This is a genomic window from Aquimarina sp. 2-A2, from assembly GCF_045505135.1.
GTDB lineage: Bacteria > Bacteroidota > Bacteroidia > Flavobacteriales > Flavobacteriaceae > Aquimarina > Aquimarina intermedia.
Map to the genome: position 1 here is coordinate 698,953 of NZ_JBJKFI010000001.1, position 16,664 is coordinate 715,616.

17 protein-coding genes are annotated in these 16,664 nt (G+C 36.1%); 12 read left to right on the forward strand and 5 right to left on the reverse strand.

Annotation, left to right across the window (positions count from 1 at the left end; translation table 11 throughout):
* Positions 1–69 precede the first annotated feature (69 nt).
* The 4 genes from ACJRPK_RS03040 (at position 70) to ACJRPK_RS03055 (ending at position 4,346) form a co-directional block, all read left to right on the forward strand.
* Positions 70–1,230 carry a beta-ketoacyl synthase N-terminal-like domain-containing protein gene (locus ACJRPK_RS03040; protein WP_407138378.1) on the forward strand — a complete coding sequence of 387 codons (1,161 nt, stop codon included), beginning with the start codon at positions 70–72 and terminating at the stop codon, positions 1,228–1,230.
* An 18-nt stretch (positions 1,231–1,248) separates the two neighbouring features.
* Positions 1,249–2,220 carry an alpha/beta fold hydrolase gene (locus ACJRPK_RS03045; protein ID WP_407138379.1) on the forward strand — a complete coding sequence of 324 codons (972 nt, stop codon included), beginning with the start codon at positions 1,249–1,251 and terminating at the stop codon, positions 2,218–2,220.
* Positions 2,221–2,329: 109 nt separating this feature from the next.
* Positions 2,330–3,433 (forward strand): biotin synthase BioB, encoded by a 1,104-nt coding sequence (gene bioB / locus ACJRPK_RS03050; protein WP_148781126.1) that lies wholly within the window; start codon positions 2,330–2,332, stop codon positions 3,431–3,433.
* A gap of 97 nt (positions 3,434–3,530) precedes the next feature.
* Positions 3,531–4,346 (forward strand): cupin-like domain-containing protein, encoded by an 816-nt coding sequence (locus ACJRPK_RS03055; RefSeq protein WP_407138380.1) that lies wholly within the window; start codon positions 3,531–3,533, stop codon positions 4,344–4,346.
* Here ACJRPK_RS03055 and ACJRPK_RS03060 read toward each other — a convergent pair.
* The 3 genes from ACJRPK_RS03060 to ACJRPK_RS03070 all read right to left on the reverse strand — a co-directional run bounded on the left by ACJRPK_RS03060 (position 4,336) and on the right by ACJRPK_RS03070 (position 7,035).
* Entirely contained in the window at positions 4,336–4,815 is a 480-nt protein-coding gene (locus ACJRPK_RS03060) for a regulatory protein RecX (protein ID WP_148781128.1), read from the reverse strand. The genes ACJRPK_RS03055 and ACJRPK_RS03060 overlap by 11 nt on opposite strands.
* A 109-nt stretch (positions 4,816–4,924) precedes the next feature.
* Positions 4,925–6,463 carry a ribonuclease E/G gene (locus ACJRPK_RS03065; RefSeq protein WP_148781129.1) on the reverse strand — a complete coding sequence of 513 codons (1,539 nt, stop codon included), beginning with the start codon at positions 6,461–6,463 and terminating at the stop codon, positions 4,925–4,927.
* A 281-nt stretch (positions 6,464–6,744) separates the two neighbouring features.
* Positions 6,745–7,035, reverse strand: a complete 291-nt coding sequence (locus ACJRPK_RS03070) for an HU family DNA-binding protein (protein WP_024768281.1) — start codon at positions 7,033–7,035, stop codon at positions 6,745–6,747.
* A 131-nt stretch (positions 7,036–7,166) separates the two neighbouring features.
* Here ACJRPK_RS03070 and mutY point away from each other — a divergent pair, with 131 nt between their 5' ends.
* From mutY to ACJRPK_RS03095, 5 genes are all read left to right on the forward strand, one after another.
* Entirely contained in the window at positions 7,167–8,219 is a 1,053-nt protein-coding gene (mutY, locus tag ACJRPK_RS03075) for an A/G-specific adenine glycosylase (protein ID WP_407138381.1), read from the forward strand.
* Positions 8,220–8,348: 129 nt separating this feature from the next.
* A complete protein-coding gene (locus tag ACJRPK_RS03080) occupies positions 8,349–8,807 on the forward strand; it encodes a single-stranded DNA-binding protein (RefSeq protein ID WP_407138382.1) in 459 nt (152 codons plus the stop codon).
* A gap of 23 nt (positions 8,808–8,830) precedes the next feature.
* Complete coding sequence (locus ACJRPK_RS03085) at positions 8,831–10,174, forward strand: gliding motility-associated protein GldE (protein ID WP_407138383.1); 1,344 nt, start codon at positions 8,831–8,833, stop codon at positions 10,172–10,174.
* Entirely contained in the window at positions 10,158–10,733 is a 576-nt protein-coding gene (gldD, locus tag ACJRPK_RS03090) for a gliding motility lipoprotein GldD (RefSeq protein ID WP_317130838.1), read from the forward strand. Before ACJRPK_RS03085 ends, gldD begins: the two co-directional genes overlap by 17 nt.
* 66 nt (positions 10,734–10,799) lie before the next feature.
* Positions 10,800–11,687: a DMT family transporter gene (locus ACJRPK_RS03095; protein ID WP_407138384.1), complete on the forward strand. Its 888-nt coding sequence runs from the start codon at positions 10,800–10,802 to the stop codon at positions 11,685–11,687.
* Positions 11,688–11,724: 37 nt separating this feature from the next.
* Here the strand turns inward: ACJRPK_RS03095 and ACJRPK_RS03100 are convergent, their stop codons facing one another.
* Positions 11,725–13,791, reverse strand: coding sequence for an insulinase family protein (locus tag ACJRPK_RS03100; protein ID WP_407138385.1), 2,067 nt, complete (start codon positions 13,789–13,791; stop codon positions 11,725–11,727).
* A 12-nt stretch (positions 13,792–13,803) separates the two neighbouring features.
* Positions 13,804–15,129 carry a M16 family metallopeptidase gene (locus ACJRPK_RS03105; RefSeq protein ID WP_407138386.1) on the reverse strand — a complete coding sequence of 442 codons (1,326 nt, stop codon included), beginning with the start codon at positions 15,127–15,129 and terminating at the stop codon, positions 13,804–13,806.
* Positions 15,130–15,289: 160 nt separating this feature from the next.
* Here ACJRPK_RS03105 and ACJRPK_RS03110 point away from each other — a divergent pair, with 160 nt between their 5' ends.
* The 3 genes from ACJRPK_RS03110 (at position 15,290) to rpmA (ending at position 16,643) form a co-directional block, all read left to right on the forward strand.
* Positions 15,290–15,763: a DUF4199 domain-containing protein gene (locus ACJRPK_RS03110; protein WP_148781136.1), complete on the forward strand. Its 474-nt coding sequence runs from the start codon at positions 15,290–15,292 to the stop codon at positions 15,761–15,763.
* An 88-nt stretch (positions 15,764–15,851) separates the two neighbouring features.
* A complete protein-coding gene (gene rplU / locus ACJRPK_RS03115; protein WP_407138387.1) occupies positions 15,852–16,355 on the forward strand; it encodes a 50S ribosomal protein L21 in 504 nt (167 codons plus the stop codon).
* A gap of 27 nt (positions 16,356–16,382) precedes the next feature.
* A complete protein-coding gene (gene rpmA / locus ACJRPK_RS03120; RefSeq protein WP_148781138.1) occupies positions 16,383–16,643 on the forward strand; it encodes a 50S ribosomal protein L27 in 261 nt (86 codons plus the stop codon).
* Positions 16,644–16,664 lie beyond the last annotated feature (21 nt).

Genomic DNA, 16,664 nt, shown 5'->3' on the forward strand with positions numbered 1-16,664 from the left:
TGGATAAAATACTGTATAGCCTTTGAACAGAACATTCCAATCCAGTACATTTGTTCAAAAATAGAAAAATTGATCGAACCTATCTCTATAACCGGTATGGCATCTGTATCGCCTTTGGGTATGAACCAAAATGAAATATGGGAGGCGTACACTAAGGACCAACATAAAATTACTTCGAGAAAATATGGGAGTACTGCTGCTATAGTTGCAGAACTACCTCGTCATGCGGCAGATCAGATAGCAACCTTACGCAACAGTACGGCGAATTATCAAGCGTTGGACAACTCGGTTCTTTACGGACTGTTGGCAGCACGCAATGCTTTTAAAATGGCAGGTTGGGATAAAAATTCGCATTTTGGAATCAATGTAGGCTCTTCGCGTGGAGCCACCTCGCTTTTTGAAAAGTATCATGAAGAATTTTTAGCCAAGGGAAAATCTTCAACATTAAGTTCGCCAACTACTACATTGGGTAATATTTCGTCCTGGATTGCACATGATTTACAAAGTCAAGGTCCAGAAATTAGTCATTCGATCACCTGTTCTACAGCTTTACACGCCTTGCTCAATGGAGTAGCCTGGATTCAATCAGGCCTGACTGATAAGTTTTTGGTAGGAGGAAGCGAAGCGCCGTTGACGGCATTTACTATTGAACAAATGAAGGCCTTAAAAATATATGCCGCAGATACGAATGCGGACTACCCTTGTCAAGCTATGAACCTAAATAAAAAGCGAAATTCGATGTTTTTGGGAGAGGGTGCAGGAGTGATTTGTATGGAGAAGGGCGTACAGAATAATGCGATAGCTTTGGTCACAGGAATCGGTTATGCAACAGAACCATTACAACATAACATATCCATTTCAACTGAAGCTGATTGTTTTCAAAAATCAATGAAAATGGCACTTCAGGGCGTGGATGCTTCAGATATAGATGTCGTTATAATGCACGCTCCGGGAACCATTAAAGGAGATCAATCTGAGTATAATGCGATAAAGAAAGTTTTTGGAAGTCAAATGCCTGCTTTAACTACGAATAAGTGGAAAATCGGACATACCTTTGGCGCTAGCGGAATTTTAAGTTTAGAATTTGCTATATTGATGCTTGCAAATCAGAAGTTTATTAATATTCCATTTGTGACCTCGGATGGGGCACCGCAAAATTTACGAAAGATACTCGTGAACGCTGTAGGTTTTGGTGGAAATGCTGTTTCGGTTGTTATTGAGCAACGTTAGAAATACTAATGAATTAAAATGAAAAACACAAAACAGATAATTTGGGGCTTAGTAGGGTTAGTTTTTGGGATGCATGCGCAACAAAAAATCCATGATGATTTTGAACCGCAATTGTTTACCATTGATGGGTACAATATAAATATTGAAACAAGAGGAAGTGGAGATCCTATTGTTTTTATAGCCGGTGGTCCCGGGGATTCACACGATTATTTACAAGGAAATTTTGGATCCTATTATAAAAGTAATCAAGTAGTTTTTTTTGATGGATTAGGCAGAGGTTTGTCTGATGATGCAAAAGATATGAAGGAGTACTCTGTAGCTAATGATGTTGAAATACTTGAAGAAATACGCAAAGTATTGGATCTTGAGCAATGGTCAGTTGTAGGCCATTCCTATGGAACTGTTGTCGCTCAGGCCTATGCCATTAAATACCCAAAAAAGGTTTCAAAAATGATCTTGATTAGTGGTTTTCACAGTGGTTTAATGTGGCAAGCCAACTGCGACAGTTATAACCAATATGCAAAGACACATTTTCCCCAAAAATGGAAAACTATAGATTCTTTACGCAAAAAAGGGTTTATTTCTAAAGATAGTATTTTTTCTAATGTTTATGGAAGTCTTCCGGTAAAGTATGTGTACTATCACAATACTAAATTAAAACAACCTATGCCGAAGAAAGTAAAGCGCTCGTGGAACGCTGAGGTGTATTATGGGATAGTTGGTGATGATGCCGATTTTCACGTAACCGGAAGTATGGGAGCTATTGATTTTAGAAAACAATTGTCGCAGATTAAAACACCTACCTTGGTCGTAGCGGGACGTTACGATGGGGTTTCTACACCAGAGTTTGCCATGCAGTATAAGCATTATATGCCACAGGCAGAATTTGTAATGTTTGAGAACAGTGGACACAATCCTTATTTAGAGGAGCCAGAGAAATTTTTCAAGTTGTTTGATGAATTTCTCGAAATTAAAGAAAAAGATAAATAATTTAAAGCTATATCCAGTAATTCCCAAGAAACAACTATGGATCTTTAATTAAATTTGATAAAGTACCAAGGGATTTTACTATTTTTGAAAATTCACATACTGTTGATTTATGAGCGATACAAGACACGATTGGACATCACAAGAAATACTTGATATTTACAATAAGCCCTTAATGGAGTTGCTTTACGAAGCAGCAACTGTACACCGGTTGCATCACGACCCAAATACGGTTCAGGTATCCACATTGTTATCTATAAAAACGGGAGGCTGTCCTGAAGACTGTGGGTATTGCCCGCAAGCGGCAAGATACCACACGGATCTTGAAGGTAATGACTTAATGAGTGTACAGCAAGTTAAAGCGCAAGCTTTGCGTGCAAAATCGTCTGGAAGCTCCAGAGTTTGCATGGGTGCTGCATGGCGAAATGTGAAAGACGGACCAGAATTCGAAAATGTGTTAGAAATGGTGCGAACTATTAATAAACTCGACATGGAGGTTTGTTGTACCTTAGGAATGCTTACCGAAAATCAGGCGCAACGTCTAGCAGAAGCCGGATTGTATGCTTATAATCATAACCTTGATACTTCGGAAGAATATTATAAAGAGGTAATCTCTACGCGAGGATTTGAAGATCGGTTACAAACCATCGATAATGTACGTAAGACAAACGTAACCGTTTGTAGTGGTGGTATTATTGGTATGGGTGAAGAAACAAAAGATCGTGCGGGAATGCTGGTAGCGTTAACCAAATTGAATCCTCAGCCGGAATCAGTTCCTATCAATGCATTAGTTGCAGTAGAAGGTACACCACTGGAGGAGCAAAAACCTGTTTCTATATGGGATATGATTCGAATGGTAGCAACTACTCGAATTGTAATGCCTAGAACGCAAGTACGCTTATCAGCAGGTAGAACGGATATGAGTAGAGAAGGGCAAGCTATGTGCTTTTTTGCAGGAGCAAATTCAATTTTTGCAGGAGATAAATTACTAACGACGCCAAATCCTGATGTTAGTGAGGATATGGAGATGTTCAAGATGTTAGGCTTAAATCCGCAACAACCATTTGTAAAAAAATCGCAGCCAGAAACTGTTGAAGCTGAGGATTCAGTTTTTCAGGCAAAGGGAGAAAAACCTAAATGGTCTAGACCTGGACATAAAATTGAGCGTAATGAATTAGCCAAGGAAAAAGGTAAAGATGTTGTACTTGACAAATAGGATTGAATAATTTTCTTTTGGATAAAAACAAGGTAAGTCGGTGGGCTTAGATTTAAAACAGATACCAAGGGTTGCTAAGATCAGCAAAACTGATTTTATGGCTACCTATGTTTCAAAACAGCAGCCGGTTGTCATCGAAAAATTGATTGAGGACTGGCCTGCTTACAAAAAATGGAACTTAGCGTATATAGCAAAGATAGCTGGCGATAAAACTGTGCCGCTGTATGATGATCGCCCGATTAGTTCTGAGCTTAAGTTTAATGAGCCTCATGCTCAGATGAAAATGCGAGACTATATTGAGTTGTTGAAGGAGAAACCAACAAACTATCGCATATTTTTATATAACCTGTTAAAAGAGACCCCGCCACTACAAGAGGACTATTCCTATCCAAAAGTGGGATTAAAATTCTTAAAAAAATTTCCCTTTTTGTTTTTTGGAGGACAAGGTTCAAAAGTTTTTATGCATTATGATATTGATTATGCAAATATCTTGCATTTTCATTTTCATGGAGAAAAACAGTGTATACTTTTTCCTCCTTCTGAAACTAAGTATTTGTATAAAGTACCGCATGCGTTGATTTCACATCAAGAGATTGATTATACGGATCCTGATTTTGATCGTTGGCCGGCTCTTAAGCATGCTAAGGGTTTTGTTACTAATTTAAAGCATGGTGAAACCTTATATATGCCCGAGGGGTATTGGCATCAAATGACCTATTTGACGCCCGGGTTTTCCATGAGTATTCGTGCATTGCCATTTAATTGGATGCACTTAACACGAGGTTTTTATAACTTTTTTATCATGCGACATCTTGACAATTTTATGCGCAAGAAAAAAGGACAGCGATGGATTGATTATAAGAATGAAGAAGCTATTAAGCGAACTAATAAACGCAACCGGATTAAGGGTTGAGTTCTTTTACTTTTTCAAAAATCAAATTAGATTCCCAGCCACGATATTGCAAATAAGCGATCAATTTCTTTCTGCGTTTATGCACATTTGTTTCTGATATCAAGGAGTTCTTCTTTTCTGCTAACTGATGAAAAGTGCTGAGATATTCTTCGATATCAATCTCATTCAGAGCGCTCTTGATTAAAAAAGCAGAGATATTTCTCTGTTTTAGCTCTTGCGTAATTCGTTGTTTCCCCCATTTTTTGATGGAATGTTTGCCTCTGGCAAAACTTTTGGCAAAACGTTCTTCATTGAGGAAATTATGTTCGATAAGGTGAAGAATGATTTTCTCTTTTGCCTCAGGAATTAATTTCATGCTGTACAATTTGTCTTCAACTTCTTTGTGACATCGATCTTGATACGCACAATAATGTTCCATTTTGCGCAATGCTTCGGTAAGTGTGACGGATTGCTGAGGTTTGTAATGCATAGATCAAAGATAGAAAACTATACTTTTTAAAAAATAAATTTCAATTTCACTTAAGAAAAAAGTATCAACAAAAAAGCCCGATTTAATTTAATAAATCGGGCTTTGAGTTTTATCCTATCACATTACCATCTTTGTCATGGAAATGATATTCTAAATATGTGTAAGCATCTCTAGGTATAATCTTTACCCATCGTTTATGGTCTAAAAACCATTTTGATCGGGTAGATGGAAAACCTTTTGTTAAAAAAGCAGCGATAAAAGGATGCGCACTAAGCGTTATCTTTTTCTTATCTTTTTTAATAATTCTTTCTAAATCCACCTTAATTTTGTCTAACAAAACTATTGGCGCCTCAATTTCGCCGTTTCCTCCGTTAGGATTATCCTCACGGGTTTTGATATTCATCTCTGGTCTAACACGTTGTCTTGTGATTTGAATAAGACCAAATTTACTAGGTGGTAAAATTTTATGTTTTGCTCTATCATCTTTCATCTCTTCGCGAAGATGATTAAAAAGCGTTCTGCGATTATCCGCATTGTTCATGTCTATAAAGTCAACTACAATAATACCGCCCATATCTCTTAGGCGTAGTTGTCTTGCAACTTCAGTAGCACTAATGAGATTTACTTCAAGAGCTGTATCTTCTTGATTTTTTGCTTTATTAGAACGATTTCCGCTATTCACATCAATAACATGCATGGCTTCAGTATGTTCAATAACCAAGTAAGCTCCTTTGCTCATGGATACTGTTTGTCCGAAGCTTGTTTTTATTTGCCTTTCAATACCGTATTTTTCATAAATAGGGGTATTGGATTGATGTAATTTAACGATAGATTCTTTTTTTGGTGCAATTTCATGCACATAATCTTTGATCTGATTGTAGAGTACTTCATCATCCACGCATATTGAAGTAAAAGAATCATTGAATACATCTCTCAAAATTGAGGATGCTCTATTCATTTCTCCAAGTACTTTGGTAGGATGCGGAGCTCTATGTAACTTTTTGGACATGGTCTCCCAGCGTTCAATCAGATTTTGTAAATCTTTGTCTAGTTCTGCGACTTTTTTACCTTCGGCTACCGTACGAACAATAATCCCAAAACCTTTGGGCTTAATGCTTTTTACGAGTCGTTTAAGACGTTCTTTTTCTTTTGAGGATTCAATTTTCTGAGAAATTGACACTCGATTAGAAAAAGGAACTAACACTATATATCTACCGGCAATTGATAGCTCTGAGCTTATCCTTGGGCCTTTGGTAGAAATAGGTTCCTTTACGATCTGTACTAATAGCGATTGATTTGATTTGAGAACATCGGTGATAACACCGTTTTTATCAATATCATTGTCTATAGGAAAATCTTTTAAAGAATAATCCTTTAGTTTACCTGTGCTTACACGTTTGATAAATTTCAATAAAGTCGATACTTGAGGTCCTAGGTCATGATAGTGCAAGAATGCATCTTTCTCATACCCCACATTAACAAATGCGGCGTTTAAACCAGGAACAGCTTTTCGTATTTTGGCAATAAATATATCACCAACTGCAAAATTGCTGTCATCTTCTTCTTTGTGAAATTCAACAAGTTTTCCATCTTTTAATAAGGCAAAATCTGTAGATGAACCAGATCTAATGATCAATTCTTTGTTCACTCTGATAAGATTTTTATCCACCTCGAATGTATCGAGACAGATGGATTAAACAAAATTTTCACAGGAATTTCTTAAATTCCATTAAAATAAAGAGGCTGTAAGGTAGTCAAACAATCACTTTATTTTGATTTCAATGAACTGCTAAAAAGAAAAAGTAGTTAGAAACTACTTTTTCTTGTGTCGGTTAGCTCTTCTTCTCTTCTTACGCTTATGCGTAGCAACCTTATGTCTTTTACGTTTTTTACCACTTGGCATAGTGTATAATATTTATTGATTATTAATTACTTAACTTCTACATTAGTTTTTACACCTTCGACAAACACTTTTGCCGGTTTGAATGCTGGTATATTGTGTGCTGGAATTTTGATTGTAGTATTCTTAGAAATATTACGACCAGTTTTTTCAGCTCTGGTTTTGATAATAAAACTTCCGAATCCTCTTAAGTATACATTATCTCCACTTTCCAAAGAGCTTTTTACTTCTTCCATAAATGTTTCAACAGTTGCCTGTACATCACCTTTTTCAATTCCTAGCTTCTCTGAAATTTTTGCTACGATATCTGCTTTAGTCATTATTATACCTATTTAGGGGTTTTTTAAATTTTCAAGGGGGCAAATATAAGAATTTAAATTCCAAAAAATCAATACTTAAGATTAAATTATCGCCTTTAAAGAATTAATTTAGCAAATTGTAAAAAACTAAAATGAAATTCTCTAAAAAACTAATAATCTGGTACTTAGAACATCAGCGGGATATGCCCTGGAGACAAACAAAGGATCCTTATAGCATTTGGTTGAGTGAAATAATACTACAACAGACACGAGTAAGTCAGGGTTTACCGTATTATTTGGCTTTCAAAACCGCGTTTCCCACTGTTTTTGAGTTAGCTGCTGCCACAGAAGAAGAGGTGCTCAAATTGTGGCAAGGACTTGGATATTATTCTAGGGCAAGAAATCTGCACTATACTGCACAATATGTTGCCAGAGAACTTAACGGAGTATTTCCTAAAACTTACGACCAATTACTTAAACTGAAAGGTGTGGGTGATTATACTGCCAGTGCCATTGCTTCTATTTGTTACAATGAAGTTGTTCCAGTGATAGATGGCAATGTATACCGAGTTTTATCCAGAGTATTTGGGTTAGATACTCCTATTAATAGTTCCCCGGCGTTAAAAGAATTTAAAAGTTTGGCATCACAGCTAATTGATGTATCTCAGCCAGCCACTTTTAATCAGGCTATGATGGAGTTTGGAGCGATACAGTGCAAGCCACAAAGCCCCGACTGTACCATTTGTCCTTTTGCTGACAGATGCTTTGCATTAAAACACGCTAAGGTTTCAGAATTACCGGTAAAACTTAAGAAAGCAACAATTAAAAAGCGCTACTTTAATTATTTTGTAGTTAGATTACCGGATAATACACTTTTGATACAACAGCGCAAAAATGTCGGAATCTGGGAGGGTCTTTACGAATTTCCTTTAATAGAATCAAACAAACTCATGGAGCCTGAAGCATTAGAGAAAGAAGAAGCGTTTTCTCATTTAGTGAGAAACAAATCTTTTTCACTAACCAGATATAAAGAAGCGCCTATTGTTCATAAGTTATCGCATCAACATCTGTATACTAGCTTTTATGTGTTAGACATCTGTGAAGCACCTAATTTAAAGGCGGATCAGTCCTTGATTCCCGTAACAACTATTCGGGATTATCCGGTCCCTGTTCTAATTGGTAATTTTATAGAATCGTTTTTTTAGGTATTACGCTTTTTTAGTACATTTACTATTGCTAATATTGAACCTTAGTTATATTGATAACTATCTAAAGCTATATTTTTTTAGTTTTAGTGAATAATACCTAGTATACCTAGGAGCTAAAACATAATTATGTCTGGAACACTTAATAAGGTAATGCTGATCGGTCACACCGGAGATGAAGTTAAAATGCACTATTTTGAAGGAGGTAACTGTGTTGGCAGGTTTCCGTTAGCTACCAATGATTCTTATGTAAATAAGGCTACCGGAGAGCGTGTTAATACTACCGAATGGCATAATATTGTTGTTCGCAATAAAGCTGCAGAAATCTGTGAAAAATACCTGGCAAAGGGTGATAAAGTTTACATAGAAGGGAGATTAAAAACACGCAAATGGCAAGATGAACAAGGAAAAGACAGGTATAGTACAGAAATACAATGTACTGAGTTTACTTTTTTAACCCCTAAGGCCGATAGTCCGGGAGTTTCTGGTGAACAAAAACCCAACCCTACCAATAGTTCTGTTGTCACAGGCAATGCTCAAAAAACGGAACCTCAGATCGGAACAGAAGACGATGACCTTCCGTTCTAAATGTTTAATTAAACCCCAATACTTTGGACCCTGATCCTGAAGCCTTATTTATACCGTTCTTATTTATTGATGCGTGGCAAACGATCAATATTCTTATATTATTAATTCTGCTGGTTTTTTCAGCACTCATTAGCGGGAGTGAGGTAGCGCTATTTTCGCTCACACCATCTGATCTTAGAGAAGAGGAAAAAGTTCCAGAAAAAGATTTAAAAATTCTCCTTCGCTTACTGAGCAAACCAAAAAAATTGCTTGCTACGATCCTTGTAGCAAACAACTTTATAAATATTGCTATTGTACTGCTCTTTGATAGCTTAGGCGAAGTTTATCTTAAGGATATAGATTACTTACTTTTTGACTATGTGAACCTACGATTTTTGATAGAGGTTGTGGTAGTTACCTTTATGATATTGCTATTTGGTGAGATTCTACCTAAGATCTATGCGAGCAGAAATAAAATAAAGTTCTCCCGAGTCATGGCCAGGCCACTGCGAGTATTGGACTGGTTATTGTCACCTTTAAGTTCTCCAATGCGACAAATAACTATTGGAATACATGAACGATTGGGGAAACAGAAATCCAACCTGAGTGTTGATCAATTATCACAGGCTCTTGAGCTTACATCAGATACAGACACCACTTCAGAAGAAAAGAAAATTCTGGAGGGTATTGTGAATTTCGGGAATACGGATACTAAGCAGGTAATGAGACCCCGCATGGATGTATTCGCACTAAATCAAGCAGCCGAATTTGAAGAGATCATTCCTGAAATCATAAAAAACGGGTATTCACGTATTCCTATCTATAATGAAAGTATCGATCAGGTTACGGGTATTTTGTATGTGAAAGATTTGTTACCTTATATTAATGAAAAGAAATTCGATTGGAATACCTTATTGCGAGAACCCTACTTTGTTCCAGAAAATAAAAAGTTGGACGACTTGCTAAATGATTTTAAAAATAAAAAAAATCATTTGGCGATAGTTGTGGATGAATATGGAGGAACCAGTGGTTTGATTTCATTAGAAGACATAATCGAAGAGATTGTAGGTGATATCAGTGACGAATTTGATGATGAGGACCTTGTGTTCTCTAAATTGGATGATAAAAATTATGTGTTTGAGGGTAGAACAGCCTTAAAGGATTTCTATAAAGTTTTGAAATTAGATGATTCCTCGGTATTTGAATCCCGTAAAGGTGACGCTGAAACCATAGCTGGATTTTTACTTGAAATTTCAGGAAATTTTCCTGAAAAAAATGAAATACTCACGGTCGAAAATTATGATTTTATAATTGAATCACTGGATAATAAAAGAATCAAACAAGTCAAGCTGACAATAAATGATGTGAGAAATGATGAAGCTGAATAATGCAATCTTATTTTTAGTAGGAATTTTATGTATGTCATGCGGAGGAGAAACATTTCCTAAGCCAAAAGCTATGTTACGTCTGCAATATCCAGAACCGATATATGTTCAGGCGGATACACCCTGTTTTTATATCTTTGAAATTAACGAATTGGCCAAGCTAAAGCCGGTTAATAAGCATAACAAATGTTGGTACAACCTGGAGTATCCCCAATTGCATGCCAAAGTATATGTTTCATATTATCCCATTAAAAATAATTTAGACTCGTTGCTAAGAGATGCACAAAACCTTACCCAGGAGCATGTTGTAAAGGCAGATGGGATAGCACAAAAACCCTACGTAAATGATAAACAAAAAGTCTACGGGATGTTTTATGAGGTTACCGGTAATGCGGCTTCGCAAGCTCAATTTTATGTTACCGATAGTGTGAATCATTTTATAACGGGATCAGCATATTTTGATGTCCGGCCTAATTATGATTCTATTCTCCCTGCAGCGAACTATTTGCAAAATGACATTCAACATCTCATGGAGTCCATCAAGTGGAAAACTAAAGATTGATTTTTTTAAGTAATTATGTCCAATTTGATATTAATTTAATCACTTTTGCAACTGAAAATTTTCGGTATGCAAAATACTTCATCAAAATGGCTTTATTTGGTAGTGCTTTCTCTTGTTTGGGGAAGCTCTTTTATTTTAATCAAAAAATCTCTACTTGGACTTTCTCCTTTGCAGTTGGGTGCTCTAAGAACGCTTTTTGCTGCGATTTTTCTTTTTTCAATAGGTTTTAAGAGTATAAAAACTATTAAAAAAGAGGAATGGAAATGGGTAGCAATTTCAGCGTTTGCCGGTACTTTTATTCCGGCATTTTTGTTTGCTTATGCTGAGACCGAAATAGACAGTGCTATCGCTTCAATCCTTAATTCTACAACACCTCTGGTTACTCTTGTTTTGGGAATAGTTGTTTTCTCAATTGGATCTAACAGAAATCAAATTATTGGAGTGATAGTTGGTTTTTTAGGTTGCTTAGCTTTGATATGGGAAGGCGCCGTAGTAAATCCGAATCAAAATTACTGGTATGCGTTATTAGTCATATGCGCTTCTTTCTGTTATGCTGCTAATGTCAATATTATCAAACGTTACATGCAAAATATATCACCCATGGCAATCGCTAATGGGAACTTCATAATTTTAGTCATCCCTTCACTGATAGTGCTTTATTTTTCAGGATTTTTCGATAGTGCTGTAATTCAACAAGAAAAAGTGCAGATCAGTTTGATGTATGTTGGTGTGTTGGCAGTGGTGGGAACAGGCGTGGCAAAAGTTTTGTTCAATAAATTAGTGCAAATAAGCACTCCTGTATTTGCTACATCGGTTACCTATACGATTCCGATAGTAGCCTTGTTATGGGGTTTGATGGATGGTGAAAAGTTCACTTTTTATCAAGGGATTGCTGCATGCGTAATCATATTTGGCGTGTATCTTTCTAATAAAAGAAAAAAGGTTCGCTCTTAATTGAGCGAACCTTTGATAATTTGTGGCAGTAAGAAAACTATTTAAAGTCTTCGTCTGATACATTTTTGTTTAACTGGATTTCTTTTACTTTAAAATCAATATTTTGTGGACCTAAAGATTGAGAAATTGAGAAAGGAAATTTAATCCCTTCAACTTCTTTATAATCATCATAGGTGACTGCGATTTCAATCTTTGTACCTGCTTGATCTCTAATGGTAACATCTTTTACTTTAAGACCTGTTTTAGTATCATAATAGGCGGACTTATTTTCGTTAAGCTTTAGCAGATATGCTGTGCCATTCGTATAAGGTACCGTTTTCTCTAATACCGCATCAGTAACATTTAGTTCTGCAAAAGGATACGATTCTTGTTTAGCCATCGCAATTTGCTCCTCGTTGTATTCAAGTCGTTGTCCTTGATTCATAGCGTATCCCGAGGTGCCGTTAAAGACAACTTTTTGTACAGTCATACCTCCAAAGCTTACCTCAATAGCAGATTTGTTATTGATCGTGGTTTTTGAGGATAACCCTAAGCTAGCACCATTAAAAGCAGCTTCTGCTGTGACGAAAACAGAATTTATTTTTTTAAGCTTGTCTTTTCCTCCCAAAGCTGCAAAGTAACCGTCTAATACAGTTTGTGCAGTTACTCCCTCTGGCGTCTCCGCTGTTAGCTGTGGTTTCTCTGTTTTATTTCCGTATTTATCAAAATACAAAACAGGAATTTTTTTATCGTCAAAAGTGATATTTTCTAAATTTGGAAGGACGTCACTAGCTTTACCAACGAGAACTATTCTTGCGTTCTGCAAATTAAAATAAGTATTGGCTACACGTTTTATATCCGCTTTCGTAACTGCATTTATTTTTGAAATGAAAGTTCTATAGAAGTCCTGAGGGAGGTCTTGTGTTTTTATCTCAATGCTGCGGGTTGCTGCAGTTCGATCACTTTCTGATGCAAGAATAAAATCGCCTAAAAATTTAGCTTTTGCATTCTTTAAAATCTCATCATCAACTTCTTTAGTTCGAATTCTTTTTATTTCTTTTAATGTCTCAACCACAGCACTGTCAGTGACAGCATTACGAACTTTGGTCACAGCTCTAAATGCTGATTTATGATATTTGTTGACAGGAAAAATAGATCGTGCTCCGTAGGTATACCCATTTTTTTCTCTCAAATTCATATTGATATAGCTTCCAAAAGAACCTCCAAGAATGTAATTTGCAATCAAGGCGGCATGATAATCCTTATCGGCCATTTTTAGATTGGTAATATTCATAACAGCAAGTTCTGTTTGTACAGCATTAGGCATATCGATAAAGTTGATTTGTCGATATTGCGCATCAGATACAGACGGAATTCCGAATGAAGGAGCTTTTGCAGCTTTCCAAGTCACAAAATGTTTATTAACCAAAGCTTCAGCTTGTTCAACCGTAATGTCTCCGCTAATTACCATATACGCATTGGCTGGGACAAAATAATTACGATAATAGGTTTTGACATCATTTAAAGTAATTGAGTTTATGGTCTCTTCGGTTGCATATTCTCCTTTAGGGTGATTCTTACCATATGCCAATGCATTGGTAACCCGATTGGCAACAGTCGCGGCGCTATTCTCTCCTGATTTTATGCTCTCGATGATTTTTTTCTTTTCTAAACTTAATTCTTCCTCTGTAAAATTAGGGTTTAATGCTGCGTCAGAAAAGAGTGTAAAAATTTTATCAGTGTACTTTGATAATGCTTGAGCATAACCGCCGCTAACACCAACATTAAAAAATGCTCCTATAAAATCAACTTCTTCATTAAATTGATCTTTAGGTACGGATAGCGTTCCTTTGCCCATTATTTGAGAAACAATACTGTTGATACCTGCTTTATCACCTTCGGTATGAGGTGGCGAATCAATAGATAAGCTGATAGATACTCTTGGTAATTTGTGATTTTCTACTATTAAAACTGTCAAACCATTTTCCATGATCATTTCATGGGGTTCAGCAAGATTTAAAGTGGGTGCAGGTCCTGATTTTGGCATTTTTGTCCTGTCGATTTGGGCAAAACTGCTCAAAGAGGTACAGGTACATGCTATAAGTAAGATGATATATTTTTTCATTATTGACTCTTTTTAGTTGCTTGATTCTGGTAAGTAATCAAGATTAAGACGTTGGTTTTTGTTTAAATAGGCTTTGGCTACACGTTGAATATCCTCACGTGTAATACTACGATATATTTCAATTTCTTTATTTATCAAATTGGTATCGCCATACAAAGTGTGATAACGTGCCAAGGAATTAGCTATGCCTTGTATACTGGAATTGGCGTTAACAAAATCGTTTTCAAATTGATTGTTAAGTTTTTGAAATTCTTTTTCGCTAATGAGTTCGTTTTGAAGTTTTGTAATCTCGGTATCCATTTCTTCCTGTAGTTTGTCTAATCCAACCTCTCCAAGCGGGAGCGCTCCCATAATATACGTGCCGTAATCTTCCTGAGCATCAGTAAATGCCAGTACTTGAAGTGCTATTTTTTTATCTTCTACCATATTTTTATACATACGAGAACTATTTCCTCCTGTAAGAATTGAAGAAATATAATCTAGCACATACGCGTCTTTGTCGGTTTGTTTGGGAGTGCGATACACTAAAATTTTAGCAGGCACCTGAATATTGGCATCTTTTTCAACTGCTTTAATCTCTTGAGTGATTGGTGCTTCAAAAACGAGTGATCTTTTAATTTTCTCACCATTGTTTGCAATAGGACCAAAATAATCAGAAATTAAATTTATAGTCTTTTCCAGATTGATATCACCTGCGATTACCAATGTAGCATTGTTAGGATTGTAAAATTTTTGGTTAAAAGCTTTGAATTCCTCTAGCTTAGCAGCATCTAGATCCTCCATACTTCCGATCACTGATTGACCGTAAGGGTGCTTTTCAAAGATGTACTTATTGATACCGGTACGATAAATTATTTTACCGTAGGGAGCATTGTCAATTCGTTGTCTCTTTTCTTCTTTTACTACTTCGTTTTGAGTGTCAACTCCTATCTTATTAATAACAGGGTGGAGCATTCTTTCAGATTCCATCCATAACGCAAGCTCAAGGTTGTTCGAGGGTAAGGTTTCATAATAGTACGTTCTGTCTTGCGTAGTGTTTGCATTATTACGTCCGCCATTTGCCGAGACAATATCAAACCACTTACCGCGTTCAATGTTTTTAGTGCCTTCAAAAAGTAAATGTTCGAAAAAGTGCGCAAAGCCTGTTCTTCCGGGGTCCTCATCTTTTGCGCCTACGTGATACATTACTCCAACGGTGACAACGGGTGCAGAGTTATCTTGATGTAAAATTACATGCAAATCATTTTTAAGGTCATACTCTGTAAATTCTACTTCTTGACTGTTGCCTGAAAGCGAAATAAAAAGTCCGCAGGCAAGGGTGTGTAGTATATTTTTCATTGGTTCTAATAATAAGTTTTCTTATAAGTAAAAAAAGATTGCAATTCGTTACAGTAAAATAAAGAAACTTATAGCGAAGCCAACCTAAAATTAACAGGTCTTTAAGTAACCATAGGTTTGATAATGTTTATATTAGATTAATAAAATTAATTTATTTTTTATGAAAAGGTCAACACTTCCAATAACCTATGGAATAATTATAGCAGTAGGATTGATAGTTTATTTCATGTTACTCTCGTTATTCGGGGTACAGACCAAGCCGGTTTTTAGTTTAGGCAATGGCGTTATAGTGGCCTTAGGATTGTATACGGTCATGAAACGATATAAAGCGGAAAAGGGAAGTAATTTTGAGTATCAAAAAGGTTTTATGGCTGGATTGTTAACCGGTTTTAATGCAACTATAATCTTCACGGTGTTTTTTGCTATTTATGTTACTAATATTAACCCTGATTTCTTACCCATGATGCTCGATAACTGGAGTAGTCATTATCATGTTGGTGTTGGGATAGTGGTATTTGTTGCTGCAATCATGGGATTTGCGACCACCTTTGTTTTGACACTTTCTTTTATGCAGCTCTTTAAAGATAGTTGGAATGTAAAAAAAAGCCCTAATTCTCCTCCGTTAAAATCATAAAACATTTGTTGTTTAATTAATTAAGAGTATATTTGCACCCGCCTATAAAATAGGTAGTACTATATTTTTAATTATTAAACGTTACGCTATGTACGCAATTGTAGAGATAGCAGGGCAGCAATTTAAAGTTGCAAAAGACCAAAAAGTGTTTGTACATCGTTTACCAGGAGGAGAAGGAGACAAAGTTTCTTTTGACAAAGTTCTTTTGACTGGTGATGGTGATTCAATCAACCTTGGCGCCCCGGCTATAGATGGAGCTCTAGTAGGAGCAAAAATCACTAGGCACCTTAAAGGTGATAAAGTTATTGTTTTCAAAAAGAAAAGACGTAAAGGTTACCGTGTTAAAAACGGTCATCGTCAGGCTTTAACTGAAATCGTAATTGAAAGTATCGATGCATCTGGTGCAAAAAAATCTTCTAAGACAGAAGCTAAAAAAGCAGCACCTAAAGCAGAGGACAAAAAAGAAAGTAATAATTCTGAAGACTTGAGCTCAATGACTGTTGCTCAGTTGAAAGATTTGGCAAAAAGCAAAGGAATCGAAGGTATCTCTTCAATGAAGAAAGCTGATCTGATTGCTGCTTTGCAAAAATAAGTCTAACCATTTTAAAATCTTAAGAAAATGGCTCACAAAAAAGGAGTAGGTAGTTCTAAAAACGGTAGGGAATCAGAATCAAAACGCTTAGGTGTTAAGATATTTGGTGGTCAAGCAGCCGTAGCTGGTAACATCATTGTTAGACAAAGAGGTACAGCACATAGACCAGGTGAAAATGTATATGCAGGTAAAGATCATACCTTGCATGCCAAAGTTGATGGTATGGTACAATTCACTAAGAAAAAAGACAATAAATCATACGTTTCTATAGTTCCTTTTGAGGCATAGATAGTAGGATTAGATTTTATA

What these genes read in the sequence shown, in the direction of transcription:
- ACJRPK_RS03045 (WP_407138379.1), top strand. Translation starts at nt 1,249, where the DNA reads ATGAAAAACACAAAACAGATAATTTGGGGCTTAGTAGGGTTAGTTTTT.
- bioB (WP_148781126.1), top strand. Translation starts at nt 2,330, where the DNA reads ATGAGCGATACAAGACACGATTGGACATCACAAGAAATACTTGATATT.
- ACJRPK_RS03055 (WP_407138380.1), top strand. Translation starts at nt 3,531, where the DNA reads ATGGCTACCTATGTTTCAAAACAGCAGCCGGTTGTCATCGAAAAATTG.
- ACJRPK_RS03060 (WP_148781128.1), bottom strand. Translation starts at nt 4,815, where the DNA reads ATGCATTACAAACCTCAGCAATCCGTCACACTTACCGAAGCATTGCGC.
- ACJRPK_RS03070 (WP_024768281.1), bottom strand. Translation starts at nt 7,035, where the DNA reads ATGACTAAAGCAGATATCGTAGCAAAAATTTCAGAGAAGCTAGGAATT.
- mutY (WP_407138381.1), top strand. Translation starts at nt 7,167, where the DNA reads ATGAAATTCTCTAAAAAACTAATAATCTGGTACTTAGAACATCAGCGG.
- ACJRPK_RS03080 (WP_407138382.1), top strand. Translation starts at nt 8,349, where the DNA reads ATGTCTGGAACACTTAATAAGGTAATGCTGATCGGTCACACCGGAGAT.
- gldD (WP_317130838.1), top strand. Translation starts at nt 10,158, where the DNA reads ATGATGAAGCTGAATAATGCAATCTTATTTTTAGTAGGAATTTTATGT.
- ACJRPK_RS03095 (WP_407138384.1), top strand. Translation starts at nt 10,800, where the DNA reads ATGCAAAATACTTCATCAAAATGGCTTTATTTGGTAGTGCTTTCTCTT.
- ACJRPK_RS03100 (WP_407138385.1), bottom strand. Translation starts at nt 13,791, where the DNA reads ATGAAAAAATATATCATCTTACTTATAGCATGTACCTGTACCTCTTTG.
- ACJRPK_RS03105 (WP_407138386.1), bottom strand. Translation starts at nt 15,129, where the DNA reads ATGAAAAATATACTACACACCCTTGCCTGCGGACTTTTTATTTCGCTT.
- ACJRPK_RS03110 (WP_148781136.1), top strand. Translation starts at nt 15,290, where the DNA reads ATGAAAAGGTCAACACTTCCAATAACCTATGGAATAATTATAGCAGTA.
- rplU (WP_407138387.1), top strand. Translation starts at nt 15,852, where the DNA reads ATGTACGCAATTGTAGAGATAGCAGGGCAGCAATTTAAAGTTGCAAAA.
- rpmA (WP_148781138.1), top strand. Translation starts at nt 16,383, where the DNA reads ATGGCTCACAAAAAAGGAGTAGGTAGTTCTAAAAACGGTAGGGAATCA.